General features: G+C 73.3%; 22 protein-coding genes, 2 tRNA genes and 1 pseudogene. 8 read left to right on the top strand and 17 right to left on the bottom strand.

Features of this window, described 5'->3' with window-relative positions; genetic code table 11:
* Positions 1 to 150: 150 nt before the first annotated feature.
* Complete coding sequence (locus tag RNL97_RS11495; protein ID WP_030591599.1) at positions 151 to 741, top strand: lytic polysaccharide monooxygenase auxiliary activity family 9 protein; 591 nt, start codon at positions 151 to 153, stop codon at positions 739 to 741.
* Between the two features lie 26 nt (positions 742 to 767).
* A pseudogene (locus RNL97_RS11490) lies at positions 768 to 1,220 on the top strand (acyl-CoA synthetase); the annotation flags it as partial.
* A gap of 324 nt (positions 1,221 to 1,544) precedes the next feature.
* Here RNL97_RS11490 and RNL97_RS11485 read toward each other — a convergent pair.
* From RNL97_RS11485 to RNL97_RS11455, 7 genes are all read right to left on the bottom strand, one after another.
* A tRNA-Lys gene (locus RNL97_RS11485) sits at positions 1,545 to 1,618 on the bottom strand.
* 69 nt (positions 1,619 to 1,687) lie between these two features.
* Positions 1,688 to 2,446, bottom strand: a complete 759-nt coding sequence (locus RNL97_RS11480; RefSeq protein ID WP_030591592.1) for an IclR family transcriptional regulator — start codon at positions 2,444 to 2,446, stop codon at positions 1,688 to 1,690.
* 167 nt (positions 2,447 to 2,613) lie between these two features.
* The gene (gene ehuA / locus RNL97_RS11475) at positions 2,614 to 3,471 is read right to left on the bottom strand and encodes an ectoine/hydroxyectoine ABC transporter ATP-binding protein EhuA (protein ID WP_030591589.1); all 858 of its coding nucleotides are present in this window, start codon (positions 3,469 to 3,471) and stop codon (positions 2,614 to 2,616) included.
* The gene (gene ehuD, locus RNL97_RS11470) at positions 3,461 to 4,102 is read right to left on the bottom strand and encodes an ectoine/hydroxyectoine ABC transporter permease subunit EhuD (RefSeq protein ID WP_313750657.1); all 642 of its coding nucleotides are present in this window, start codon (positions 4,100 to 4,102) and stop codon (positions 3,461 to 3,463) included. Before ehuD ends, ehuA begins: the two co-directional genes overlap by 11 nt.
* Positions 4,099 to 4,830 carry an ectoine/hydroxyectoine ABC transporter permease subunit EhuC gene (gene ehuC, locus RNL97_RS11465; protein WP_313750656.1) on the bottom strand — a complete coding sequence of 244 codons (732 nt, stop codon included), beginning with the start codon at positions 4,828 to 4,830 and terminating at the stop codon, positions 4,099 to 4,101. Before ehuC ends, ehuD begins: the two co-directional genes overlap by 4 nt.
* Positions 4,831 to 4,848: 18 nt before the next feature.
* The gene (gene ehuB, locus RNL97_RS11460; protein ID WP_313750655.1) at positions 4,849 to 5,751 is read right to left on the bottom strand and encodes an ectoine/hydroxyectoine ABC transporter substrate-binding protein EhuB; all 903 of its coding nucleotides are present in this window, start codon (positions 5,749 to 5,751) and stop codon (positions 4,849 to 4,851) included.
* 211 nt (positions 5,752 to 5,962) lie between these two features.
* Positions 5,963 to 6,961 (bottom strand): D-2-hydroxyacid dehydrogenase, encoded by a 999-nt coding sequence (locus tag RNL97_RS11455; protein ID WP_243314095.1) that lies wholly within the window; start codon positions 6,959 to 6,961, stop codon positions 5,963 to 5,965.
* Between the two features lie 244 nt (positions 6,962 to 7,205).
* Between RNL97_RS11455 and RNL97_RS11450 the strand changes: the two genes are divergently transcribed.
* Positions 7,206 to 7,970, top strand: coding sequence for a maleate cis-trans isomerase family protein (locus tag RNL97_RS11450; RefSeq protein ID WP_030591575.1), 765 nt, complete (start codon positions 7,206 to 7,208; stop codon positions 7,968 to 7,970).
* A 94-nt stretch (positions 7,971 to 8,064) separates the two neighbouring features.
* Positions 8,065 to 9,207, top strand: coding sequence for an LLM class flavin-dependent oxidoreductase (locus RNL97_RS11445; protein ID WP_030591573.1), 1,143 nt, complete (start codon positions 8,065 to 8,067; stop codon positions 9,205 to 9,207).
* Between the two features lie 93 nt (positions 9,208 to 9,300).
* On the opposite strand, the gene RNL97_RS11440 is transcribed toward RNL97_RS11445, so the two are convergent.
* Positions 9,301 to 11,235 (bottom strand): putative bifunctional diguanylate cyclase/phosphodiesterase, encoded by a 1,935-nt coding sequence (locus tag RNL97_RS11440; protein ID WP_313750654.1) that lies wholly within the window; start codon positions 11,233 to 11,235, stop codon positions 9,301 to 9,303.
* Between the two features lie 386 nt (positions 11,236 to 11,621).
* Between RNL97_RS11440 and RNL97_RS11435 the strand changes: the two genes are divergently transcribed.
* Positions 11,622 to 12,863 (top strand): M6 family metalloprotease domain-containing protein, encoded by a 1,242-nt coding sequence (locus RNL97_RS11435; protein ID WP_030591568.1) that lies wholly within the window; start codon positions 11,622 to 11,624, stop codon positions 12,861 to 12,863.
* A 65-nt stretch (positions 12,864 to 12,928) separates the two neighbouring features.
* Here RNL97_RS11435 and RNL97_RS11430 read toward each other — a convergent pair.
* From RNL97_RS11430 to RNL97_RS11400, 7 genes are all read right to left on the bottom strand, one after another.
* Positions 12,929 to 13,002, bottom strand: a tRNA-Lys gene (locus RNL97_RS11430).
* Positions 12,993 to 13,691, bottom strand: a complete 699-nt coding sequence (locus RNL97_RS11425) for a bifunctional DNA primase/polymerase (RefSeq protein WP_030591565.1) — start codon at positions 13,689 to 13,691, stop codon at positions 12,993 to 12,995. Before RNL97_RS11425 ends, RNL97_RS11430 begins: the two co-directional genes overlap by 10 nt.
* Before the next feature lie 236 nt (positions 13,692 to 13,927).
* Complete coding sequence (locus tag RNL97_RS11420; RefSeq protein WP_010062808.1) at positions 13,928 to 14,269, bottom strand: hypothetical protein; 342 nt, start codon at positions 14,267 to 14,269, stop codon at positions 13,928 to 13,930.
* Positions 14,270 to 14,366: 97 nt separating this feature from the next.
* Positions 14,367 to 15,701 carry an AAA domain-containing protein gene (locus RNL97_RS11415; RefSeq protein ID WP_030591558.1) on the bottom strand — a complete coding sequence of 445 codons (1,335 nt, stop codon included), beginning with the start codon at positions 15,699 to 15,701 and terminating at the stop codon, positions 14,367 to 14,369.
* Positions 15,702 to 15,750: 49 nt separating this feature from the next.
* On the bottom strand, positions 15,751 to 17,367 hold the full coding sequence (locus RNL97_RS11410; RefSeq protein WP_030591555.1) for a hypothetical protein: 1,617 nt from the start codon (positions 17,365 to 17,367) through the stop codon (positions 15,751 to 15,753).
* Positions 17,358 to 18,392 carry a hypothetical protein gene (locus RNL97_RS11405; RefSeq protein WP_243316304.1) on the bottom strand — a complete coding sequence of 345 codons (1,035 nt, stop codon included), beginning with the start codon at positions 18,390 to 18,392 and terminating at the stop codon, positions 17,358 to 17,360. Before RNL97_RS11405 ends, RNL97_RS11410 begins: the two co-directional genes overlap by 10 nt.
* 106 nt (positions 18,393 to 18,498) lie before the next feature.
* On the bottom strand, positions 18,499 to 19,491 hold the full coding sequence (locus RNL97_RS11400) for a phosphatase PAP2 family protein (RefSeq protein WP_032766593.1): 993 nt from the start codon (positions 19,489 to 19,491) through the stop codon (positions 18,499 to 18,501).
* Between the two features lie 240 nt (positions 19,492 to 19,731).
* Between RNL97_RS11400 and RNL97_RS11395 the strand changes: the two genes are divergently transcribed.
* On the top strand, positions 19,732 to 20,328 hold the full coding sequence (locus RNL97_RS11395) for a histidine phosphatase family protein (protein ID WP_030591547.1): 597 nt from the start codon (positions 19,732 to 19,734) through the stop codon (positions 20,326 to 20,328).
* 274 nt (positions 20,329 to 20,602) lie between these two features.
* On the opposite strand, the gene RNL97_RS11390 is transcribed toward RNL97_RS11395, so the two are convergent.
* Complete coding sequence (locus RNL97_RS11390; RefSeq protein WP_313750653.1) at positions 20,603 to 22,009, bottom strand: tetratricopeptide repeat protein; 1,407 nt, start codon at positions 22,007 to 22,009, stop codon at positions 20,603 to 20,605.
* Between the two features lie 289 nt (positions 22,010 to 22,298).
* On the opposite strand from RNL97_RS11390, the gene RNL97_RS11385 reads away from it, so the two are divergent.
* The gene (locus tag RNL97_RS11385; RefSeq protein WP_199814256.1) at positions 22,299 to 22,709 is read left to right on the top strand and encodes a hypothetical protein; all 411 of its coding nucleotides are present in this window, start codon (positions 22,299 to 22,301) and stop codon (positions 22,707 to 22,709) included.
* 87 nt (positions 22,710 to 22,796) lie between these two features.
* A complete protein-coding gene (locus RNL97_RS11380) occupies positions 22,797 to 23,750 on the top strand; it encodes a spermidine synthase (protein WP_313750652.1) in 954 nt (317 codons plus the stop codon).
* A 28-nt stretch (positions 23,751 to 23,778) separates the two neighbouring features.
* Here the strand turns inward: RNL97_RS11380 and RNL97_RS11375 are convergent, their stop codons facing one another.
* Entirely contained in the window at positions 23,779 to 24,345 is a 567-nt protein-coding gene (locus RNL97_RS11375) for a superantigen-like protein SSL4 (protein WP_030591542.1), read from the bottom strand.
* Positions 24,346 to 24,489: the final 144 nt, after the last annotated feature.

Raw genomic sequence — 24,489 nt, 5'->3', positions numbered from 1 at the left:
CCATTGGTCTGGACATGTTCACGGCGCGTCAATAATCTAAGACTTGGTCTAGACCGCAGCACCGCGTCACGCACAGCACTCCGTACCAAGCGCGCAGCAGTCGAGCAATGCTCATGGAACCTCCCCCACGTTCTAGAGGAGCGACAGCCCATGCGGAAAAAGGCAAGCGCGGCCGTGATCGGCCTGGCGATAGCGGGCGTCTCGGTGCTCGCGACCACCAGCGCCAGCAGCCACGGCTACACGGACTCCCCGATCAGCCGTCAGAAGCTCTGTGCCAACGGCACGGTGACCGGCTGCGGCAACATCCAGTGGGAGCCGCAGAGCGTCGAGGGCCCGAAGGGCTTCCCGGCGGCAGGACCGGCGGACGGCAAGATCTGCTCCGGCGGCAACGGGCAGTTCGCCCAGCTCGACGACCCCAGAGGCGGCAACTGGCCCGCCACGCAGGTCACCGGCGGGCAGGGCTACAGCTTCCGCTGGCAGTTCACCGCCCGCCACTCCACCAGCGACTTCCGCTACTACATCACCAAGAACGGCTGGGACTCCACCAAGCCGCTCACCCGGGCCGCGCTCGAATCGCAGCCCTTCATGACCGTGCCCTACGGCAACCAGCAGCCGCCGGCCACCCTGACCCACCAGGGCACGATCCCCACCCAGAAGACCGGCAAGCACATCATCCTCGCCGTGTGGAACGTCGCGGACACCACCAACGCGTTCTACGCCTGCTCCGACGTCAAGTTCTGACGCTCAATCAGTTACCGTGCGGTGCCATGAGGAGTACCGGCACCGTCGCGGAGCTCGTACGACGCCAATGGGGTGACCACCGGCCCGCCCTGAAGCACGGCCCCACCGTGCTCAGTCATCACCAGGTGGTCGAGGGCGCCGCCGCACGGCGGCGCTCCTCGCGGATCTGCTGCCGCGCGGCGGCGAACCGCACTTCGGCGTCCTGCTCGACAACACCCCCGAGTTCCCGCTGTGGCTCAGCGCGGCGGCCCTGGCCGGGGCCGCCGTCGCGGGGATCAATCCCACCCGGCGCGGCCCCGAGCCGGCCCGCGACATCCTGCACACCGAAGCCCCTCTCCTGATCACCGGGCGCGCCCACCTGCCGCTCCTCGTCGATCTGGAGCTGCCGGGCGTACGGGTCCTGGTCACCGGCACCGAGGCGTACGCCGCCCTGCTCGCCCTACGCGGGTGCTCGCCCCGGCGACGCCGCGGGTGCGGCCTTCGACCCGGCGGCCTTCGCCGCGTTCCTGCGCGCCCAGCCGGACCCGGGGGACGAAGACGGCGCCCCGGTTCGTCCGGATCCTCGACCGGATGCCGGTCACCGCGACCAACAAGATCCACCGGGTGGCCCTGCGCCGGGAGGGCTTCCGCTGCCCGGACCCGGTCTGGTGGGGCCGGGGCGGCGACGGTACGTATGCGCCGCTGGACGCCGTGGAGCTGGCGGCCCTGCTGACCCGGTACGCGGAGCGGGGGACGGCCCTGTGGGCCACACCCCGGAAAAGCGAAGTGGCGGCCTCCGTGAAGGAGACCGCCACTGCGTGCCGTGCGCCGTCAGGGACTCGAACCCCGGACCCGCTGATTAAGAGTCAGCTGCTCTAACCAACTGAGCTAACGGCGCCTGCTGACTCGAAAATAATACCTGGTCCCGAGGGGTGCTGGTGACCACCCCCGCCCGGGCCCCGGGGCGCTACAGCGCCAGCGACAGCAGCACCGGCGCCGCCCGGCGGCTCAGCGTCTCGGCCGCCGACCGCAGCCGGTGCGCGTCCTCGATCGGCAGCGACAGGGCGAGGCAGCCCGCGGCGGAGCCTGCCGTCAGCGGAACGGCCGCGCAGACGGTGCCCACCGCGTACTCCTGGAGATCCAGCACCGGGACCGTGGCGGACTGGGCGTCCAGCTGGGAGAAGAGGATCTTCTCGTCGGTGATCGTCCGCGAGGTGAGCCGGGCCGTCCGGTGCCGGGAGATGTGGTCGCGCCGCCCGTCGTGGTCGAGCTGGGCCAGCAGGCACTTGCCGACCGCGCTGGCGTGCGCCGAGGAGCGGAAGTCCACCCACTCGTTGACCGCGGGGGTGAGCGGTCCGTCCGCGACCTGCGTCACACTGACCTCGCCGTCCGTATACCGGCTGAGATAGACGGCCGCGCCGACGGAGTCGCGCAGCTCGGACAGGGTGAGCTGGAGGCGGTCCTCCAGGGCCCTGCGGCGGGCCGCCCCGGAGCCGAGCAGCAGAAGGGACGCGCCGATGACGTACGCGCCGTCGCTGACCTGCTCCACATACCCCTCGCGGCGCAGTGTGAGGAGGAGGGAGGCGAGGTGGCCGGTCGGCAGCCCGGTCTCCCGGGAGATCTGGGCATCGGTCACACCGTTGCCGTGTTTGGAGACCGATTCGAGCACGCGCAGGGCGTACTGCACCGAGTGGAACGGCGCCGTCGGCTCGGGCTTCAACGCCACGGTGTCCCCCTACCAGGTTGTGACCGCAAGCTTTCGCCCCACGATAGCCGCCGGAAGGCCCCCGCGGGGCGGCAGTTGACGAGTCAGTAGGGGCGCCCCGGAGCTGTCATCTGGGGCGCACCCGTCTGGCATATGCCACTGCCATGAGCAGCGCATCAACGGCGAGGTCACAGCACCGCGTTGAGGAACTCGCGCGTACGTTCGTGTGAGGGATCCGAGAAGATTTTTTCCGGGGATCCGGATTCCACGACCCGTCCCGCGTCGAACATCAGGACCTTCTCCGAGACGTCCCGGGCGAAGTTCATCTCGTGGGTCACGCAGAGCATGGTGATGTCGGTGTTGCGGGCGATGTCGCCGAGCAGCTCCAGCACCCCGGCCACCAGCTCCGGGTCGAGCGCGGAGGTCACCTCGTCGAGCAGCAGGATCTCCGGCTCCATGGCCAGCGCCCGCGCGATCGCCACCCGCTGCTGCTGGCCGCCGGAGAGCTGGGAGGGATGGGCGTCGACCTTCGCCGAGAGCCCGACCAGGTCCAGCAGCTCCCGGGCCCGGGTCTCCGCCTCCTCGCGGCTCTTGCCGAGCACGCTGACCGGGGCCTCCGTGATGTTCTCGATCACCTTCATGTTCGGGAAGAGGTTGAACTGCTGGAAGACCATCCCGATCTTCTTCCGGGACTCGCGCAGCTGCTTCTCGCCCGCCGGCTTCAGCGAGCCGTCCGGGCTGCGTAGGTGGGTCAGCGGGGCGCCGTCGACCCAGATCACCCCGCCGCTGACCTTCTCCAGCGTCATCAGCAGCCGCAGGATCGTGGTTTTGCCCGAGCCGCTGGGCCCGATCAGGGTGACGTGCTCGCCGCGGTCCACGGTGAAGTCCAGCTCGTCCAGGACCACATGGTCGCCGTAGCGCTTGACCACCTTGTCGAACCGGACCAGCGGCTCGCCCGTACGGGCCGAGGCGGGGACGGCCTCCTCGGGAGCGGCGGCCGGCCCGGGCGAATCCGTCTTCTGCAGGGGGAGGGGTTCAGTGGCCAAGACGCTTCTCCAGCTTTCTCATCAACAGCGACGTGGGGTAGCTCGCGACCAGGAAGATCAGGCCGGCGAGGGTGAACACCTCGGTGTACGCGAAGTGGTCGGCCCCGTACTTCCGGGCCTCGAAGACCATCTCCTGCACCGTGATCACGGCGAGGAACGGCGTCTCCTTGAACATCGAGATCGCGTAGTTCCCGAGTGCGGGCAGCACATTGCGCACCGCCTGCGGCAGGATCACGGCCTGCCAGGTGCGCCGGGGCGACAGCGACAGCGCGCGGCACGCCTCCCACTGGCCCTTCGGCACGCTGTCGATCCCGGCCCGGTAGACCTCGGAGGTGTACGCGGCGTAGTGGATCCCCAGCACCGCGATGCCGGTGTACAGCGGCTCCACCGTGTTGAACAGGGCCGATGCACCGACCAGTTGCACCAGCAGCGGGGTGGAGCGGACGAACTCCGTGACGAGGCGCACCGGGACGGTCACGAGCCTGCTTGGCGCCCGCCCCGCCATCGCGACGACCAGCCCCAGCACGGCCGCCACCAGGGTGCCGAGGACGGTCGCGAGCAGGGTGACCCGGAATCCCTCCAGCAGCAGGGGCAGGGACTCCCCGACGGCGTTCCAGTCGAAGCCGTTCACCGGGTACCTCCCACGGCGGTCGTGGCCGCGCTGCGGCTCTTGAACAGGCTCTTCGCGCCGGTGTCCAGGCCGAGCCGCCGCTTGGCGCTCCGCTCCAGCAGATTCATGAGCATCGTCAGGGCGTACGCCAGCACGAAGTAGGCGGCCAGCAGGGTCAGATAGGCGGTGAGCGTCTCACCGGTACGGTCGCGCAGCTGCTGGACCACCGTCATCAGATCGGCGGCGGAGATCAGCCACAGCAGCGGCGTCGCCTTGAGCAACTGGATCAGCAGGTTGGTGAAGCTCGGGATCATCTGCACCCACGCCTGCGGCAGGATCACCTTCCACAGCCGCCTGGCCGGGCTGAGGTTGAGCGCGATCGCCGCCTCGTACTGCCCGCGCGGCACGGAGTTGATCGCGCCTCGCACCACTTCGGCTCCGTACGCACCGAAGTTGAGGCCGAACGCGACCACCCCGCAGATGACGGGGGTGAGTTCGTAGCCGGTCACCAGCGGCATCGCGTAGTAGAGCCAGAACAACTGGATGTAGAGGGAGGTGCCCCGGAAGAACTCCACGACCACCCGGGAGACCCCGCGCGCCAGAAGCAGTCGGCTGCCCGCCATCAGGCCGAGCGCGAACGCCAGCACCCCGGCCAGCAGCGCGCCCAGGACCGTGGCCTGGAGCGTCACCCACAGACCCGACCGGACGCGGGGGAACTCCTCGACGAGGAGGGAGAAGAAGTCACTCATGCGCGCGCGCCCGCCCCGTCAGCCCTTGCACAGATCCGCCGTCCTCAGGTCGGCGGGCGGGATCTCCGTCTCCCCGAACCCGTACGGCTCCAGCAGCTGCACATAGCGCGAGCGGTCGGAGACGATCTTCTTCAGCTCGCGGTTGAAGGAGTCCCGCAGATCCTCGTTGCCCTTGCGGAACACCGCCCCGCCGGGGGAGAACTGCTCCTTGCCGTCCAGCTCCGGCACGAACGCCTCGGTGACCTCGGTGTCCGGGTTGGTCTTCGCCAGCCAGCGCAGCGAGATCCCGGTGAGCAGGAACGCGTCGATCCGGCCGCCCTTGACGGCGTCGGCCCCGTCCTGCGGCTTCTGCAGCGTCTTGATCCTGTCCTCGGAGATGCCCGCACCCTTGGCGTAACTCCCCTCGACCGCACCGGACATCACACCGACGGTGACCCCCGCCTCCTTCGCGGAGGCCAGGTCGGTGAGCTTCTTCGGGTTGCCCTTCTGCACCATCAGCGCGGTCGGCGAGATGAACTCCGGCTCGGAGAAGATCGCGTTGCCGCAGCGCTCCGGGGTGATGGCCATGCCCGCGCTGACCACGTCGTACTTCCCGGCCTGGAGTCCTGGGATCAGCCCGTCCCACTCGGAGAGCGTCGGCTTCAGCTCGTCCACCCCGAGCGCCCGGAAGATCTCGCGGTGCAGCGTCGGGGCCTCGCCCTTCAGCTCCTTGCCCTCCAGGTAGCCGTACGGTGCCTCGTTGGCGTACGCCACCCGTACGAATCCCTGCTTGCGGAGCTTCTCCAGGGCGCCCTCGCCGGTCGCGGAGCCGGAGTCGGTCTTGCTGCACGCGGTGAGGAGGCCGGGCACGACGAGGAGGCCGCCCACGGCCGCCGTTCCGTTGAGGAAACCCCGGCGGGACAGGTTCGGGAATTCAGCCATGGTTCGCAATCTCCTGGAGGTCGAACAGTCCGGACAGGGTGAGCGCCTGCCCGATCCCGTACGTCTATGCGGGTAGCCGGAGGCATGTAACCCAACAGTGGCCGGAAGGTGACCTTCCCGTGCCCGGAGGGGGCGGAGCGCGACCAGGGGTGCGCGGGGCGTGTTCCCCCGTCACGGAGAATTCATGACTCCACGTCAGTCACTTCTGTTGTCAGCCGGCGCCGTGTTCGCCGGGCTCGCCGGGCTCGCCGGGCGTGTCGAGGTCGGTGGAGGGGACGTAACCGCGCTTCTTGTCGACGACGTTGGGCAACGGCTCGCCCCGCGACCAGCGTTCGTACAGCGCGACGAACTGCTCACCCAGCCGGTCGCGCCACCCCGCCGTGTCCCCGCTCAGGTGCGGCGAGACCAGCAGCCCCGGTACGTCCCACAACGGGCTGTCCGCCCCCAGCGGTTCGTCCTCGAACACATCGAGCGCCGCGCCCGTGAACCAGCGGCGGTTCAGCGCGTCCACCAGGTCGGCCTGGACCACGCTCGCCCCGCGCCCCACGTTGATGAAGTGCGCCGACGGCTGGAGCAGGCCGAAGAAGCGGGAGTCGAACATCCCGCGCGTCGCATCGGTCAGCGGGGCCGCCGCGATCACCCAGTCCGCCCGCGCCGCCAGCCGGTCCAGATCCGCCGCCCCGTGGATGGTGCGCCGGGCGGTCCGCCCCACCAGGGCCACCGTGACCCCCAGGCCGTGCAGCAGCCGGGTGATCTCCCGGCCGATGGGGCCCGCGCCGACGACCACCGCCCGTGAACCGGCCACCTGCCGCCCCTCGCGGTGGTGCCAGCGCCGCTCCCGTTGCAGCTCCAGGGTGCCGGGGAGGTCCTTGGCCATCGCCAGCACCAGTCCCGCCACGTACTCCGCGATCGGACGCTCGAAGACGCCCCGCGCGTTGGTCAGGACGGTGTCGGAGGCGACCAGCTCCGGGCAGAGCAGCCGGTCCACGCCCGCGCTCGCCGTGTGCACCCAGCGCGGCCGCCGCCCCGGACCCGGCCAGGCGTCCCGTACGGCGTCCGACGCGAAATCCCACACCAGCAGCACATCGGCGGCCGGAAGCCGCTCGGCGAGCGTGGCGGCGTCCGCGTACCGCACATCCACCCTGCCGGTCAGCCGGCCGAGCCGGGGCGAGGGAGCGGCGTCGAGGACGAGCAGGACGGGATCCGGCATGGGTGGTCGGCCCTCCGCGACGGAACGGACAAGATCGACCGCCCACGCTCGCAGCAGCTCACCGCCGCGTCAACGACGCCCGGCCGCGCGCCCCGGCGACCACCCGGGGGAATACTGGGAACAAGTCGGGGCAAGAGTGACCAGTCGCGCGGTCACGGCCGCCGGAGCGTCCGGTGGGCCGCCGCGACCCCGCGAGGGGATCGCCCGCCGCGCGGCGAGCCGTCGACCTACAGGAAGGGTGGACATGACGACCGTAGGACTTCTCTACCCGGGCCACGCCGCCGAGGACGACTTCCCACGGACCGAGATCCTGCTCGACACCGACATCCGGCTGCCCCTGTTCTCCACCGAGACCGGCGAGGACGTCTACCGCGCCGACGCGCTGCGCGAGCAGGGTGCCCCCGACCGGATCGCCGAGGGCGTCGAGGAACTGCGCCTCGCCGGGGCCGAGGCGCTGATCTGGGCCTCCAGTGGCGGCAGCTTCGGGCAGGGCTGGGAAGGCGCCCACGAGCAGATCGCCACGCTCGCCAGGGCGGCCGGGCTCCCCGCCTCCAGCACCTCCATCGGCTTCGGCCACGCGGTACGGGAGCTGGGCGCCCGCCGGGTCGCCGTCGCCGCGCCCTACCCGGACGATGTCACCGGGCTCTTCGCCGCGTTCCTGGCATCGGCGGGCATCGAGGTGGTGGCCGCCGTGTCCGGCGGCGCCGGTTCGTCGGCCGAGGCCGGCACCTGGGGCCCGGACGAGGTGAAGCGGCTGGTGCGGGAGGCGGACCAGCCGGACGCCGAGGTGGTGCTGGTCCCGGACACCTCCCTGCACACCACCGCGTACATCCCCGAGCTGGAGGAACTGCTCGGCAAGCCCGTGCTCACCGCCAACCAGGTCACGGTCTGGGAGGGACTGCGCCTCGCCGACCGCCGGACGTGGGCGCCCACGCTCGGCACCCTGTTCGCCAGCCGTGAGCCGGTGCTGCGGCAGCTGGAGCCGAAGGGCATCGAGGTGCGGGAGTAGCGCGCGGCGACCCGCCGGGAATAAAGCGGAGCCGCCCTCCTGTTGTCCCTCCGATACGCAGACGTACGACAGCAGCACCGGGAGAGGCCGACACGTGGACGACATCCGAGGCGACGAGACCAGCGGCGCGGGGAGCGGCCGAGCGGCCGACGGCGACGGGATCCGGGCCGCCGCAGCCGGGACGGCCGCCGTTCCGCTCTCCGTCCTCGACCTGGTCACGGTGGGGCAGGGCCGCACCGCGACCGAGGCCCTGCGCACGAGTGTGGAGATCGCGAAGCTCACCGAGAGCCGCGGCTTCCACCGCTTCTGGGTCGCCGAGCACCACTCCATGCCCGGGGTCGCCTCGTCCTCCCCGGCCGTGATCCTCGCGCACATCGCCGCCCACACCGAGCGCATCCGCCTCGGTTCCGGCGGGGTGATGCTGCCCAACCACGCCCCGCTGGTGATCGCCGAGCAGTTCGGCACCCTGGAGGCGATGGCCCCGGGCCGGATCGACCTCGGCCTCGGCCGGGCGCCGGGCACGGACGGCGCGACGGCGGCGGCCCTGCGCCGCAGCGACCGGCTCAACGAGGGGGCCGACGACTTTCCCCAGCAGCTCATGGAGCTGATCCGCTTCCTGGACGACGACTTCCCGGACGGGCACCCGTACAGCCGGATCCACGCCGTTCCGGGCCCGGTCCAGGCGACCTCCCCCGGTGGGGTGCAGTCCGCACACCGGCCGCCCGTCTGGCTGCTGGGCTCCTCCGGCTTCAGTGCGCGGCTGGCCGGGACGCTGGGGCTGCCGTTCGCCTTCGCGCACCACTTCTCGGCGCAGAACACCATCCCGGCGCTCGACCTGTACCGCGATTCCTTCCGGCCCTCCGCCGTGCTGGACGCCCCGTACGCCCTGATCGGGGTCTCGGCGCTGGCCGCCGACGACGAGCGCGAGGCCCGTCGCCAGGTGCTGACCGGTGCCCTGTCCATGGTCCGGCTGCGCACCGGCCGCCCCGGGCTGATCCCGAGCCCGGAGGAGGCGGAGGCGTACGACTTCTCCCCGATGGAGCGGGAGTTCGTCGACGGCTGGCTCGCCAACGTCATCCACGGTACCGCCGGCGAGGTCCGCACCGGCCTGGACGACCTGGCCAAGCGCACCGGCGCCGACGAGCTGATGATCACCGCCAACGCGCACGGCGGGGACGCGCGGCTGCGGAGCTACGGCCTGATCGCGGACGCGTACGGACTGCCGAACGCCTCGTAGGGCCCTCGTCCCACGGGCCCCGGTCACCCGAGGGCGCGGTGGCGGCTCCGGTCGGCCCGCGCCGGGCCGAGGCTCCCGGCCGCCCCCGGGGCGTCAGCCCTCCAGCGGCCGGGACCCGATCAGCCCGGCGATCTGCTCCGGCGCCACGGCCCGCGAGTACAGCCACCCCTGCCCCGTGTCGCAGCCGATCCGCCGCAGCCGCTCCGCCTGCCCGGCCGTCTCCACGCACTCCGCGGTGACGGTCAGGCCCAGGCGGTGCGCCAGCTGCACCATGGCCTCCACGATCGTCTCGTCGGCGGGGCTCGGATGCGTACCGTCCTCGTACCGGAAGCCCTTCACGAACGCACCGTCCAGCTTCAGTACGGAGACGGGCAGCCGGCTGAGGTAGGCGAGGTTCGAATAACCCGTCCCGAAATCGTCGATGGCGATCCGTACGCCCATGTCGCTCAGGGCCTGGAGAGCTCTCAGCGGGCGACCGCCGGAGCCCATCACCGCCGACTCGGTCAGCTCCAGCTGGAGCAGCCCGGGGGCGAGTTCGGTCTCGGCCAGGATCTGCGCCACATCGGCCACCAGGTCGGAGTCCCAGACCTGTCGTACGGCGACGTTGACGCTGATGAACAGCGGCGGCTCGTCCGGGTGGTCCAGTTGCCAGCGCCGCGCCTGCCGGCACGCGGTGCGCAGCACCCACCGGCCGAGCTGGACGATCGAACCGTCCTCCTCGGCGATCTGGACGAACCGATTCGGCGGCAGTACGCCGAATTGCGGGTGGTTCCAGCGCACCAGCGCCTCGACCCCGCGCAGCACCCCGTCGGCCATCCCGACCAGCGGCTGGTACTCCAGCGTGAACTCGCCGCGCTCGACGGCGGGCCGGAGCGTCGAGGAGAGGGACTGGCGGGTCATGCGGTGGGCGTTGCGCTCGGGGTCGAACAGGGTCCAGCGGGCCCGCCCGTCCGCCTTCGCCCAGTACAGCGTGGTGTCGGCGGCCTGCATCAGACCGGTGGGCGAGGTGCCCGCGGCGGCCCGCTCGACCACGCCGATCGACGCGGAGACCGAGAGCCGCTGGCCTGCCAGGTCGAACGGCTGCTGGAGCGCGGCGAGGACCGAGTGGGCCAGGTCGGTCAGCTCCTGGGTGCCGACCGAGTCCTCGACCAGGATCGCGAACTCGTCGCCGCCCAGGCGCGCCACCAGCCGGCTGCTCCCGGCGTTGCGGGAGGCGTCGTTCTCGGCGCAGTCGGTGAGCCGCGCGGCGACGGCGGCCAGCAGCCGGTCCCCGGTGCGGTGGCCCAAGGTGTCGTTGATCGCCTTGAAGCCGTCCAGATCCAGGTAGCAGAGGCCGATCCGGGCGTGCTGCCGCGACGGCAGGGAGTCGTCCTGGTACGGCGGGGTCTCCAGGGCCGAGGCGAGGCGTTCGAAGAACAGCGTCCGGTTGGGCAGCCGGGTCACCGGGTCGTGCATCTGGAGATGGCGCAGGCGCTCCTGGAGCTCCCGCCGGTCGCTGACGTCCGCGACCGTCAGGAGCACCCGGGCGGACTCCGCAGCCGAGGCTCCCGTCATCGGTACGACGGTGATCTCGGCCCACAGGGAGCGCCCGTCGGGGTGCTTGAGCCGGCGCGTGCAGCGGAACCGGGACCGGCGGCCGAGAAGGACCTCGCGGTACGCGTGCCAGGTGCGGTCGTCGCCGGCGAGGTCGAGCAGCTCGCACGCCTGCCGCCCGGCGAGGGCCGCCGCAGGGGTTCCCAGCAGCCCGCCGAGCGCCTCGTTGGCCCGCACGACATGGCCCCGGCCGTCGACGACGCCCATGGGGAGCGTGGCGGCGTTGAACGCGGCCCGGTAGTCGCGCAGCTCGGAGGCGACGGAACGGGGGCCGCTCGCGGCGGGGTCGCTCCCGGCGGAAGCGACCCGGGCGGAATCGGCCGGGGTGGGACCGCTCGCGGCCGGGGCCGTCGTATGACGCTCCGTGACCGGCGGGGCGGGCGCGCCCGGGGCCGTGCCTGCCGAGGCCCTCGGCCCTTCGGAGGTTCCGCTCACCGCTCGCTCCCGCTGTGAAGGTCGTTGTGAACTGGTGGGGTCGGACTGGCCACCGGGTGGTGGTCCCGTGAAGGGGCCCGTTCCACGCGGGAAAGCGTGGTGAAGCATAGAGGGTGCCGCCTCGGCCGTTCCAGCTCACCATTCGGTCCGGGCCACCGTGCGCGGCCGGAAGTGATCGGGAGCAGGCGTTCCGCTTTGCCCGGTCCTGGTCGTTTCTGCGCGGATCTGTTGCATCGGACGACTGGACTGACTGGCGGTGACGTTCCGTGAAGGTGTGGGGGGCGATTTTGGCCGCTGACCCGTGTGGGGCAGCACAACAGGGCGTGGCGTGGTGAAGCGGCACAGGGTGGACGGGATGGACCGTGTTTCCCCACCCGGAGGTCGATGTGCCGTCCCGTCGCGGACCCGGGGGAGCGGAACGGCCGCCCCTGCGCAGTCTGGCCGCAGCCGCCACCTCCCTCCTGGCGCTCGCCGCCATGTCGCTCGTCGCGGGCCCCGCCGTGGCCGCCACGGGCGACGCCGCCCCGTGCGCCCTGCCCCGGACGGCGGCCCACCACTCGCTCGGCCTGGACACCTGGAACGCGGCCTACCCGCGCCCCGGTCAGGGCCTCGACGCGGTCATGATCTTCCTGTCCTTCCCGGACTCCGAGCCGGTCCTCACCCCCGAGGTGCTCACCGCCGACCACTTCCCCGCCACCACCCGCTTCTTCGAGCGCGCCAGCTACGGCCGGTTCACCCTGCGCCCGCACCCGCAGCGGAGCTGGACGCAGATGCCGCGCGACTCCACCTGGTACGGCATAGAGCGGGACTGGAACGCCGAGCGGCGCACCGCCTATCTGCGGGACGCCATCGCCGCCGCCGACGACGACGTGGACTTCTCCCGGTACGACGTCGTCTACCTGGTGGCCGACCCGGACGCCCCGGGCGTCGACTCCGACGCCACGAAAGTCGTCAACTTCGACCGGCCGTTGCGCGCCGACGACCATGACATCCGGCGCGTCGTCACGGTCTTCGAGCAGCACCCGCCCGACCGCAACGTCCTCGCCCACGAGACCGGGCACGTCTTCGACCTCGCCGACCTCTACCACCGGCCCACCGACGGCAAGGGCGACTGGGACACGTACGTCGGCGACTGGGACGTCATGGGCAGCCAGTTCGGCCTCGCCCCCGACCTGTTCGGCTGGCACAAGTGGAAGCTCGGCTGGCTCGGCGGCCGGCAGGTCGTCTGCGTCCAGGGCTCGGCCGACCTCACCCTGGAACCGGTCGCCGCCGCCCCGGTGCCCGGCGGCTCGATCGGGACCCGGCTCGCCGTCGTCCGTACCGGCACCGACAGCGCCCTGGCCATCGAGGCCCGCGGCGCCACCGGCAACGACCGGGACACCTGCGCCGAGGGCATCCTGATCTACCGCGTCCGCAGCGAGACGGCCTCCGGCGGCGGACCCGTCGAGGTCGTCGACACCCACCCGGAGACGGGGGCCTGCTGGGACCGCTCGGTCTACCCGCCGCTGGCCGACGCCCCGCTGGGAGTCGGCGAGACCTTCACCGTCCCGGGCGACGCCACCCGTATCGAGGTCGCCGACCGTACCCCGTCCGGCTCCTGGACCGTCCGGATCACCGCCGGTGTCTGAAGCCTTCCCGCCGGCCCCCGCACACGGAGAAGCCCCCCGCTTCCACGGGGGGCTTCTCCTGTCTGTGCGCCGTCAGGGACTCGAACCCCGGACCCGCTGATTAAGAGTCAGCTGCTCTAACCAACTGAGCTAACGGCGCCTGGTGACGTCGTAGACATTAGCACCCTGATCCGCCCGAGGAAAAATCGACATCGAGCCGGCCCGCGAGGAGGTGGACCGGCTCACCCGCACACACGCCCAGAGCAGCACATCGGGACCCGGCAGCCAGGGGTTACGGGTGTCGGGGGCGACCACCCAGCGCGGCCCGCCCTCCGACGACGCGCAAGTCAGCGGCGGTACGGTCACGGCGTCCCCGGTGCCGTGACAGAGCAGGGGCGGCACCGGGCCGCGCGCATCCCCGGGGTCTGCGGGCCTCTGGGAACCGCCGCTTCCCCACTCCTCCCAGGCGAGCAGCGAGGGCAGCCGCTGGGCCGTTCCGGGGGCCGCGAACAGCAGCATCCGGCCCCGGTGCGTGGCGACCGGACCGGAGCCGGGCCCCTCCGCCCAGAGCCGCTCCAGCATCCGCCGCCCGAACAGCGCCGGTACGTTCACCACGTCGAAAGCGGAACCGCAGGGCAGCACCCCGGGGGCCGTGGGGTGCTCCTCCCACTGGGCGAGCGTGCTGCGGGGGTAGGGGGCGGCCCCGGCCAGCCAGGCGGCGCCGGCCGCCGTGACCTGGGCGGCCTGGGATCCGGACTGGTCCCGCAGCAGGGCGAAGATGTCGACGCCGTGGTGCGCGACGGCGGCACCGGCCTGCAGGGTCGTTGTGTCTTTCAGCCATGCGCTCATGAAGCAAGGTCTACCGGGAGTGACGGAACTGATTCCGAGAGTTGCCGGAAACCGGGACAGACGAGGAGCGGGAGGGGTATCTTGCCCGCCGGAATATGCCACGGGACCTGACCCCCGGCCTGACGGCGCAGCACCTGCCCCGGCCGCCCCCCCCGACCACATCGGTCCCGCAGACCTCCGCAGAACCCAGGGGCCTGGGCCTTTCCCGTCCGCAGGCTCCGGGCCCCTCCAGGGGGTCAGGCTCTCGGGGAGTCCAGCAGGGAGCGGCCGAACTCGATCATCTTCTTCGCGTAGTCCTCGGTCCACTCCGCACGCTCCGCGACGTCCGCAGCGGTCAGCCGGTCGAACCGGCGCGGGTCGGCGAGCTGCGCCGCCGCCATCGCCTGGAACTCCACCGACCGGTCCGTCGCCGCCCGGAAGGCCTGCGTCAGCTCCGTCGCCCGGGCCAGCAGCTCACGGGGGTCCTCCAGCGACTCCAGGTCGAAGAAGTGCTCCGGATCCGCCGTGGCCTGAGACGGCTCGAAGAGCAGCGGCGCGGGGCGCAGCCGCTGCCGTTCGTTCCGCTCGGACTCTGTCATGTGCTGTTCCTCCCTCGCGCGGCCAGGACGGCCACCCTCCATTGTCCAACCCCGCGCAAGGGGGCCCCAGGCCTTGAGCTCCGCCGGCCGGACACCTTTACGGCCTCCAGCGCACCCGGTGCTCCGCGAGATGGGCCAGCACCGCGTGGTTGGCCTCCCAGCCGTCGGGGAACTTCACCGTGACGCCCAGCTGGACCGGCTCCGTGGACGGGTGCTCGTCCAGCAGGTCCGCCACCCCTTCCCGGCACACCACGACGCAGGCGTGGCGGTGCCGGGACGCCAGCACGCACAGGCGGCCCGTCTCCAGGTGGAAGGCCGTGGCGTCGGGGCGGCCCGACAACGGGTGCAGCACCACCGTGACGTCGAACTCGCGGCCCTGGAGCCGGTTCGCCGTGTCCACCGCGACCCCCGTGACGCCCAGCTCCGCGAGCGCGGTCCGCACCGCCGCCGCCTGGTCCCGGTGGGCCGTGCCGACCGCCACCCGGTCCGCCGTCACCGGCACCGGCTCGTCCGCCCGCTCGCTGGTGGCGACGCCGCCCCGGTCCAGCAGCCGCCGGACCACCAGGGCCACCGCCCGTACCGCCTCGGGGTCCGTGCGCGGGGTGTGCCGGGCGGGCAGCTCCAGCAGCCCCCACCCGGACTCCGCCGCCTCGTCCAGCACCCGGTCGGGCCCCGACCCGTCCGACGCCACCCCGAAGGAGAGCTTCCGGTCCCCGTGGTCCGTACCGCTGCGGAACGGCGTGTACGGGTAGAACGCGTCCGACACCAGCGGAGCCGCCGAGGCCGGGAGCCGCCACGACACCGGCAGCCGGTGCTGCGGCAGCTCCGGATTGTGGGCGAGCAGCGTGGACACCGCACTCGCGGAGGGGTCGTAGCTGAGCCCCGCCCACTGGTCCGCGCCCACGATCGAGAACGGGTCCAGCTGACCCGGGTCCCCGACGAACAGCGCTCGTTCGAACAGCCCGGCCACGGCCAGCAGCGCGTCCGAGCGCATCTGGTACGCCTCGTCGACGATCGCGTGCCCCCACGGCTCCACGTTCTTCACGTGCGCCCACTTCGCGGCCGTCGAGATCACCACGTCGAGTCCGGCCAGATCGGCGGCCTTCGCCGACTTCGTGACGTTGGCGAGGCCGTCCAGCACCTTGTCGTACGGGTCGGAGTCGCTGCTGTGCAGCCGCCCCACCGGCAGCTCGGGGTCCTTCTCCGCGAGCCGTACGACCAGGTCGTCGACCTGGGCGTTCGTCTGCGCGATCACCATCAGCGGGTGCCCGGCGGCGGCCAGCTCCAGGGCCGCCCGGACCACCAGCGTCGACTTGCCCGCGCCCGGGGGCGAGTCCACGACGACGCCCCGGCTGCCGCCGTGCAGGGTGTCGTCGAGGATCGCGCCGGTCGCACGGGCCGCCTCCGCGCCCGGATCGAAGACGACGGTCACCGCGATCCCTCCCGGGCGGTGGAGGCGGGGGTCGGGGTCGGGGTCGGGGTCACAGCAGGTCCTCCGGGGTCACGGGGTCGGGTTGCTCCGCACGCGTCGCGGCGTCCGCGCCCGGCGGCCCGCCGTGGGTCCACGGCGTCTCCTCCGGGTCCGGCAGCTTCGGACCGCCGCGCTGGTCGTGCTCGAACAGGGTCCAGGCGATCCGCTCCCCGGGCTCCGGCACCGAACCGGGCGCGGGCTCCTTGCCCCGGCCCATCCGGTCCAGGATCCGCAGCACCAGCAGGACTTCGCCGTCCTGGTCCGTCTCCTGCTCGGCCCGCACGAACTCCGCCGTCTGCGGCTTGCCCTCCAGCGAGCGGTAGACCTTCGTCCGCTCGCCCAGATGCGGTCGCTCGTCCGTGCGGACGGTGACCAGCGGGCGCGGCGAGGGCCGCTTGGACTCGGTGTACGCCATCTCCACATCCGTCACCGTGGCGAGGAACGCCTCGCCCGCCAGCCGCCGCCCCGCCAGCACCAGCGGATCGTCCAGCGCCTCCTGTGCCTCCAGCTGGGCCTGGGCGGTCTCCCGCGAGGCCAGCTTCTGTGCCGCCGTCACCGCGTCGTCGCGGCGCGGCTGCGGCGGCTCGCCCGAGCGCACCCGGTCGCGGTGCGCGGTGAACGACCAGCGGTCCCGGGTCCAGCGGTCCTCGGCCCGGGCCCCCTCGGGCAGCTCCCGCAACAGGTCGAGACCGCGCCAGACCGCGTCCCAGGTCGGCAGCATGACCCGCGCCAGCAGCGAACGGATCTCCCGCTCGGCGCCGCTCAGCTCGCCCAGGCGCGCATCCGCGGCGAGCCCGTCCTCGGCGGAGGCGAGCGCCGTGCGCGCCCGGTCGTACCGCTCGATCGCCGGGGCGAGGAGCCGGTTGTCGAAGTCGGGGTCGGTCGCCGGACCGGCCGGGGGACACAGCAACTGGCCCTCCGCGTCCCGGGCCAGCTCGGCCCGCAGCGCGGCCTCGGCCCCCGAGGAGCCGGCCGGCGGGTCGATCCAGGACAGCAGCGCGCCCAGGTGCTGGTCCTCCAGGCTGCTCTGCCCGGTCGCCCAGTGCCGGTTCAGCAGATCGGTCGCGGCCAGCAGCAGCGAGGAGCCGGGCACCCGGGCCCGCTCCCCGTAGTGCGTCAGCCAGCGGCCGAGCAGCGGCACCCGGGCGGGTGCCGGATACGGGGTGTCCGGATCGTCCTCGGCGGTGCGGCGGAACCGCATGGACCGGCCCAGCAGACGCACGAACTCGACGCCCGCCCGGCTCGGCACGATCAGCTGGCCGGCGTCCGTGCACAGCTCGACCTCGACCTTGGTCTTCTTGCCGGTCGCCGGATCGGTCTCGTTGCGCTCGGCGGGCTCGACGACGTCCGCGTACGCCTCGATGTGCGGCAGGACCGCCTCCGCCAGCTCGGCCAGGAACGCGAACCGCAGGTCCCGGTCGCGCGGCTGGGCGACGGCCAGCAGCCGCGGCGCCTCCCGGTCCGTGCCGACCAGCGCCCCGAGCGGGGCACCGGCCTCACCGGCGGTGGTCAGCGGCACCAGCACCAGCGGCCGGTCGGTGAGATGTCGGTGGCGGACGGTCGCGAGCGGCTGGGCGCGGCCGGTGTCGACGGCCTCCAGCCGGGCCAGGGTGGTGATCAGCGACATGCGGCCGCACCTTCCGGAGCCGCGGCGCCCGCGACGGCGGCGGCTTCCCGCGCCCCGGCCCGCAGGACGGCGGAGCTCTCCAGGGCCTCGGCCCGCAGGGCGGCTGCCCGGCGCAGCGCCGCGACCGTCGGATCGGCGGGATCACCCTCCTTGCCCGCGGCGGCGGCCAGCACCCCGGCCACCGTCGTCAGCCCGCCCAGCTCACCGCGCACGCTGCGGCCCAGCGCCTCCACCGCCCCCTCGGCCCGGGACTTCGCCCGGCAGTGGAAGGCCAGCTCGCACGCGGCCAGGCACTCCGGGGCGTACGCCGGGGGCACCGCCGCCAGGGCCGCGTCCAGCTCCTCGGACGGGCACGCCGGATCGAACGTCGTCCCCTCGGGCAGCCCCGCCGCGATCTCCTCGATCCGGGTCAGCCGGGCCAGCTGACGGCGGGTCACCGCACGCTGTTTGCGTACGTCCACGACCGAGGCGGTCGGCAGGTTCGAGAAGTCCTTGGGGCAGACCAGCAGCACCCGCTGCCCCACCTCCGCACCCGCGGTGACCGCGGCGACCCGCTCCAGCGCCAGCACGTACACCGCGGCCTGGCGGGCGGCGGCGCCGACCTTCGACGCGTCGGCCGAGGCGTCGATCATGGGAAACGACTTGATTTCGACGACCGTCCACCGGCCGTCGGGGTGCACGACCACCGCGTCGGGCTCCAGATAGGCGGGGGAGCCCGCCACCTCCAGAGCCAGCATCGGGTGGTCCAGCAGCGCCCAGCCGCCCGCCGCCGTGGCCTCCCGCAGGGCGAGCGCGGTGCGCGCGGCACGGCCCTCGGGACCGGCGGCGCTCAGATCGGGCGTGGCGACGTCCGGGCCCGGGGCGGGGGAGGAGCCGCCCAGGCGCTCGTACAGCAGGCGGAGCAGCTCCGCGCCGCCGTCGGCCTTGACCTTCGCCTCGAAGGCGTTGCCCCGCATGAAGGCGAACTGGGACTGCCCGAAGGGGGCGGGGGAGCCGAGCGCGGTGGCCAGCACGCCCTTGTCCACCCCGGCGCCGTCGAGCAGGGCCCGCCGTTTGCAGCCGGGGTTGGCGGCGAGGGCGGCCAGGGCTCTGGCGTCCAGCGGATGCGGCGCGACGGACGGGCCGCGCAGCTCAGCGAGCCGCTGCCGGAGCGTCGTCGTTCGCGTCCGCGTCGGCGGCGTCTCTGGCTGCCGTGCCGCCGACTGCCGTGCCGGGGGGATCTGCGGAGGTGGTCCGCTGGCCGGGGATGCGCTCACCCGTGGAAGTCTTGCACCCGGCACTGACATCCGGGGACACGGTCGCCGGAATCGCCGCGGCGGCGGTGCTCGCGCCGCCCTGCTTCCGGCCGCCGGCGAGGACACCGGCCAGCCTCGCCTTGACCCCGTCGGCGAACCGGATGACGGGCTTCACCAGCAGGGCCCCGAGGCCCATCACGGCCGCGCCCGCGACGGCGTCCAGGAAGTAGTGGTTGGCGGTGCCCATCACGACGACCGTGGTGATCAGCGGATAGGCGATCCCCGCCGCCCGTATCAGGGGGTGGCGGCCGTGCCGCCACAGCAGGATCCCGCACCAGAGCGACCAGCCGACGTGCAGGCTCGGCATCGCCGCGTACTGGTTGGTCATCCCGCTCAGCCCGCGCGGCGCGCTCGCCCCCTCGCCCCACCAGCCGTACGCGCTGTACTGCGCCATCGTGTCGACGAAGCCGTGGCTCGCGTCCAGCAGCCGGGGCGGGCAGGTCGGCATCAGCGTGAAGCCGACCAGCCCCAGCAGCGTGGAGTTCATCAGCCAGACCCGGGCCGCCCGGTACGCGGCCGCCCTGCGCCGGAACATCCATATGAGGACGGCCGGGGTGACCAGGTAGTGCAGGGACGCGTACGCGAAGTCGGCGGGTATCCCGAGGGACGGGGTGCTGGTGAAGAGACGGTTCAGCGGGTGCTCGGCGTTGAGGTACAGCGCCTGTTCCAGCCGCAGGATCGCCAGGCCGTGGTCGACCGCGGTCGACACGTCGCCGCGCACCAGCAGGCGGCCCACGGAATACAGCGCGTACACCACCGCGATCAGTGGCAGCTCCGTCCACCAGCGGGGTCGATGACCGGTCGCGGGCGGCGCGGTGGCGTGCGGCATCCGGTAGCTCTCCCCATGTTCATGCGGCCGACGACGAACGTTCAACCGTACGGCGGCGCCGTGCCACCGCATCCCCCGGGGGTCCCCTTCCGGACGTCCCGTACGCAGCGGTCCCGCCGTGGTCCGATTCCGGGGCCGGGACTGCGCAGGGTGGGACGCCCCTCGGGGCCGGGAGGTTGCCTGGAGGGCCGGTACGGGATGATGGAAGAACCCAGCACCAGCGTTCCAGGGAGAGCCTTCATGGCACCGCGCATCCTGCTCGCCCGGCACGGCCAGACCCAGTGGTCGGTCCGGGGCAACCACACGGGCAGGACGGACATCCCGCTCCTGGACAGCGGGCGCGAGGGCGCGAAGCTGCTCGGTGAACGGCTGCACCGGGCGCCGTGGGCGGGGCTGCCCGGCGTCGAGGTCCGCACCAGCCCGCTCGTCCGGGCCGCCGAGACCTGCGAGCTCGCCGGGTTCGGGGAGCGGGCGGAGCGGTGGGACGCGCTGATGGAATGGGACTACGGGGCGTACGAGGGGCTGACCCCGGCCGAGATCAAGGCGGACCGGCCCGACTGGCTGATCTGGCGCGACGGGGTGCCGGGCGGGGAGTCCGTCGCCGATGTCACCGCCCGTGCGGACGAGATCGTCGCCTGGGCGCGGTCGGCGGACCGGGACGTGCTGGTCTTCGCCCACGGCCACATTCTGCGGGCGCTGGGCGCGCGGTGGCTGGGGGAGGACCTGTCCTTCGGCGCGCGGATCCGCCTGGAGCCGACGTCGCTTTCGGTCCTGGGCTGGGCGTACGGCCTGCCGGCCGTGGAACGCTGGAACGACACGGGCCACCTGGACCACTGACTTCGCGGGGCGCCCGCCCCCCTTGCGGCTGCCGCGGCCGCGCCACCTCAGCCGGTCCGGCGCTTGGGGACGGAACCCTGCGCCCGGTGGGCGACCACTCCCAGCCCGTCCGGCGTTTGAGGACGGATCCCTGCGCCCGGCGGGTGGGAACCTCACGGGCCCCGGGGCGGAGGAGACCCTGATGCGCACCCGAGAACGGGCTCAACGGTTCCGTCCTCAAACGCCGGACGGGCTGGGCGGGGCGCACCCGAGAACGGGCTCAACGGTTCCGTCCTCACACGTCGGACGGGCTGGGCGGGGCGCCGGGCGGGCTCGATCGGTGGCGGGTCAGGAACGACGACACCTCCCGCGCCCCGGCCCGCGGCTCCAGCACCCGCGCCGCCCCCGCCAACATCCCCCGGATCCGCGACGACTGCACCCGGGTCAGCAGGTCCAGCACCTGGTGCCCCGTCGCCGCCGCCTCGTCCGCCCGGCCCGCCCGGGCCAGGTCACCCGTGAGCTGGGCTCGGTACAACGCCAGGTTCCGGGTGAAGTGCGCGTCCTGGAGCACCACCGCCCGCCGCCCGTGCCGCGCCGCCCGGGACCAGTCGCCCAGCGCCGACCAGCACTGCGCCTCCAGCAGCTCCAGCTCCGCCTCCCGGAAGAAGCTCATCCACTCCGGATCGCCCGCCGCGGGACCCCGGTCGAACGCCGCCCGCGCCCGCCCGATCGCCCGGTCGCACCCCGTACGGTCACCGAGCCCCGCCCGGCCCCCCGCCTCCCGCAGCGCGAGCAGCGCCAGCAGCCGGGGCGACCCCAGCGTGCGGGCGGCCCGCTGGCCGGCCTCCGCCGCCCGTACCGCCTCGCGCGGCCGCCCCGCGTCCCGGGCCAGGAACGACGTGTTGCAGAACGCGTGCGCCTCCAGCCCCGCGTCCCCCGCCAGCCGCGCCGTGGCCAGCGCCTCCGCGTAGTGCGAGCGGGCGTCGTCGAAGCGGCCCGAGTCATGGGCCAGCCACCCCACCGAGATAGCCAGCTCACCCGCGCCCGTGTGCAGCCGGTCCGAGGTGGCGCGCCGCGCGCCGCTCCCGGCGTCCAGCAGCTCGTACGCCGCGCGCAGCGGCTGCGCGGCCCGCCGGTAGAGCCCGTCACCGCCGTGCCGGTCGTCCAGCAGCCGGATCTCCCGTACGGCCTTCTCGACGGCGATCACCTCCGCCTCGCCGACCCGGCGCTGCGGGGGCAGAGAGACCCGGGCGGAGGCGGGCGCCCCGCCGAGACCCAGGGAAGCGGCCGCCACGGTGGCGGTGCCGCTCGTCATGAACACGCGACGCAGCACGTCGCTCTCCTCGGGGATGTCGTCGGTATCGGTGTCGCGGTGCGACGGGGGCGCGGGGGCCGTGGCCCCGGGCGGAGGCGGAGGTTCCGATGCGACCCGGGCCCCCCGCCCCCGTACGCTCTCGCGGGCCGAGAACCCCAGGTCGGTCAGGGACGCCCCGGGGAACATGTGCAGGAAGACGCGTTCGTAGGCGTAGTTGGGGCAGCGGATCTCCCCGGACTCCACGCGTCCGATGTACCGGGCGTCGCACGCGACCTGCTCCCCGATCTCCCGGGCGGCTCTGCGGACGGCCGCCGCGAACTCCCCGGCGGAGCGCTGCCCGCGCAGCTGACGGAAGGCGAGGTTGGGAACTGCCCCTGTCGACGCCATGTCCGGCCCCTCTCTGGTGCAGCCGGGGGGTCGTGCCGCCCGGCGTCCCCGGGCCCCCCGGTCTCCCCGGCTTCCCCGGAGTTCCGGTGTCCCGGCGGAGCCAGAACGTACCTGCTGTGATGGTGCGCACACGCAGCGTTTCGTTGCGAAAGCGGTCATACCGCCCGTGATCCGCCATGAACTGCCACCCTTTGCGGCGGTGTGGGCCCGTAGCCCTTGACGCACCCACGGCGTTGGTCCATGTGGAGACGGAGTGTGGCTCCGTTCGGCGATGAGAGGAGGGGTTCCCTTGTTGCACCTCGGCAGGGAGACCGGCTCACGGACGACCGCGACGACCCCCGCCCAGGCGGACCCGCCCCTGGACCTCGTCACGGTCCCGGCCCGGCAGGGCCTGGAAGCCGTCGACATCCTCCGTCGCGGCGGTGACCAGGAGGCCGTCGGCCCGGTCCTGCACGACGGGGCCTGCGACACCCTCGGATTCCTGGTGCCCCCCGGCACCGCCGACGCCTGGGACGTACCCGGCAGCGCCTGTACGCGGACCGACGGCCGCGGGCTGCGCATCTCCGCCGTGCCGCCGGTCTCCGGATCCGGCTGGCTGCTCCCGCCCGCCGAGGACGCCCCGGTCACCGACCCGGCCGTGCTGCGCGCCGCCCTCGACCAGGCGGCCCGGCTCATCGAGGCGGCCGACAGCTGCCGCTGAGCCCATAATGGCCGGACGGGCGGAACACCTCCGCACCCTCCCGCCAGGCCGGCGACCCCGGGCCCCCACCAGCAAGGACCAGCGAACGTGGCACGTCGAGGCAGGCCGGGCCGGGACAAGGGGAAGGGCGCGGACCGGGCCGCCACCGGGGGCGCGGAGGCGAAGGGCCGCCAGGGCTCCGGGCGCGGCGCGGGCCGAGGCGAGCGCGAAACCGTCTCCCGGCCGGTCGGCGGCGGCGTCGCCGAACTCCTGCCCGACCGCGAGCGCCCGCACGGCTGGACGCTCCTGATCGACGGCGCCCCGCAGTCCCACGTGGACCTCGACGACCCCACACACCTCTCGTTCGCCTACCAGCGCCGCCTCGGCCACATCATCGACCTCGCCGCACCCCCGCTCCAGCCGTTGCACGTCCTGCACCTGGGCGGCGGCGCGTTCACGCTCGCCCGGTACACCGCGGCGAACCGCCCCCGCTCCACCCAGCAGATCGTCGAACTCGACGCGCCCCTCACGCAGTTCGTCCGCGACCACCTCCCGCTCGACCCCCAGGCCCGCGTCCGGGTCCGGGCGGCCGACGCCCGCGAAGGACTCGGCAGATTCCCCGACGGCTGGGCCGACCTGGTCATCGCGGACGTGTTCAGCGGGGCCCGCACCCCCGCCCACCTCACCTCCGCCGAATTCCTCGGCGAGGTACGCCGGGTGCTGAAACCCGAGGGGACCTACGCCGCCAACCTGGCCGACGGGCCCCCGCTCGCCCATCTGCGGGGCCAGGTCGCCACCGCCGGCACCGTCTTCCCCGAACTGGCGCTGGCCGCCGACCCGGTGGTGTGGCGGGGCCGCCGCTTCGGCAACGCGGTCCTGCTCGCCTCTGCCCTGCCGCTCCCGGTCGCGGAGTTCACCCGGCGGGTGGCGAGCGACCCGCACCCCGGCCGCGTCGAACACGGCCGTGCGCTCACCGACTTCACCGGCGGCGCGGCCGTCGTCACCGACGCGTCGGCCAAGCCGTCGCCCGCACCTCCGCCGTCCGTCTTCGAGAACCCCTGACGAGAGCCCCTGCCCGGAGGACGGCCGCTCACGGTTCGACGACCTGCACGGTCGGCGGCGTCCCGTTCCAGGTGCAGAACACGGAGTACGTCGTGCCGTCCTCCCCGCCCCCGTCGCCGAAGTCCACCCGGATCCAGGCGTCGTTCGTCCACACCTGCATCGACCAGCCCGGCTCGGGCGTCGCCGAGACGAGCTTCGCCGAGTCGGCGCCCAGCTCGAACACCACCCGGCCGCCGTCGGTCCGATAGCTCTTCACCTGCCCCGAGGCCTTCGCCGGAGCCGACCGCGCGGGCGGCTTCACCGGGGTCGCCGACGGCGTACGCGAGGGGCGCGGGGCCGACGCCGAGGGGCGCGCGTCACCGGTGCTCGGCGCGGCGGAGGGGGAGGGCGACGTCCGGTGCGTCGAGGAGACCAGCGGCGCCTCGGTACTCTGCCCGATGCGCTGCGGAGCCCCCGCGCCCACCGATATCGGTACGGCCCGGGGCGGGTCGTACGCCGTCCCCGTCATGACCGTGTGCACACCCCACCACGAGAGCGTGACCGCCGCGCCGGTGGCGAGCGACCACGCCAGCGCGTGTACGAGTCCTCGTTGCATCCGGCACATCCTGCACCACCCGGCCCGCTCCTGGCTCGCCCGAGGCCACCTCGAATCCGCTCCGGCGGGCGGGGTGATCGCCCCTTCTCCGGCCTTTGCGGAGGATTCCGACGGGGCCGGGACCGGGCCCCTCGCCATGGCGTA

Origin of the sequence: Streptomyces parvus, from assembly GCF_032121415.1 — a bacterium.
Classification (GTDB): Bacteria; Actinomycetota; Actinomycetes; order Streptomycetales; family Streptomycetaceae; genus Streptomyces; species Streptomyces globisporus_A.
The sequence above is the reverse complement of the archived record's forward strand: the minus strand, read 5'-3'. Positions and strand labels throughout refer to the sequence as shown.

Excerpts from the sequence above, each read along its gene's own strand:
- ehuB (WP_313750655.1), bottom strand. The coding sequence starts at position 5,751 with ATGGCTGAATTCCCGAACCTGTCCCGCCGGGGTTTCCTCAACGGAACG.
- RNL97_RS11425 (WP_030591565.1), bottom strand. The coding sequence starts at position 13,691 with ATGAGCGCATGGCTGAAAGACACAACGACCCTGCAGGCCGGTGCCGCC.
- RNL97_RS11375 (WP_030591542.1), bottom strand. The coding sequence starts at position 24,345 with ATGCAACGAGGACTCGTACACGCGCTGGCGTGGTCGCTCGCCACCGGC.
- RNL97_RS11495 (WP_030591599.1), top strand. The coding sequence starts at position 151 with ATGCGGAAAAAGGCAAGCGCGGCCGTGATCGGCCTGGCGATAGCGGGC.
- RNL97_RS11410 (WP_030591555.1), bottom strand. The coding sequence starts at position 17,367 with ATGTCGCTGATCACCACCCTGGCCCGGCTGGAGGCCGTCGACACCGGC.
- RNL97_RS11395 (WP_030591547.1), top strand. The coding sequence starts at position 19,732 with ATGGCACCGCGCATCCTGCTCGCCCGGCACGGCCAGACCCAGTGGTCG.
- RNL97_RS11455 (WP_243314095.1), bottom strand. The coding sequence starts at position 6,961 with ATGCCGGATCCCGTCCTGCTCGTCCTCGACGCCGCTCCCTCGCCCCGG.
- RNL97_RS11400 (WP_032766593.1), bottom strand. The coding sequence starts at position 19,491 with ATGCCGCACGCCACCGCGCCGCCCGCGACCGGTCATCGACCCCGCTGG.
- RNL97_RS11450 (WP_030591575.1), top strand. The coding sequence starts at position 7,206 with ATGACGACCGTAGGACTTCTCTACCCGGGCCACGCCGCCGAGGACGAC.
- RNL97_RS11420 (WP_010062808.1), bottom strand. The coding sequence starts at position 14,269 with ATGACAGAGTCCGAGCGGAACGAACGGCAGCGGCTGCGCCCCGCGCCG.
- ehuC (WP_313750656.1), bottom strand. The coding sequence starts at position 4,830 with ATGAGTGACTTCTTCTCCCTCCTCGTCGAGGAGTTCCCCCGCGTCCGG.
- RNL97_RS11390 (WP_313750653.1), bottom strand. The coding sequence starts at position 22,009 with ATGGCGTCGACAGGGGCAGTTCCCAACCTCGCCTTCCGTCAGCTGCGC.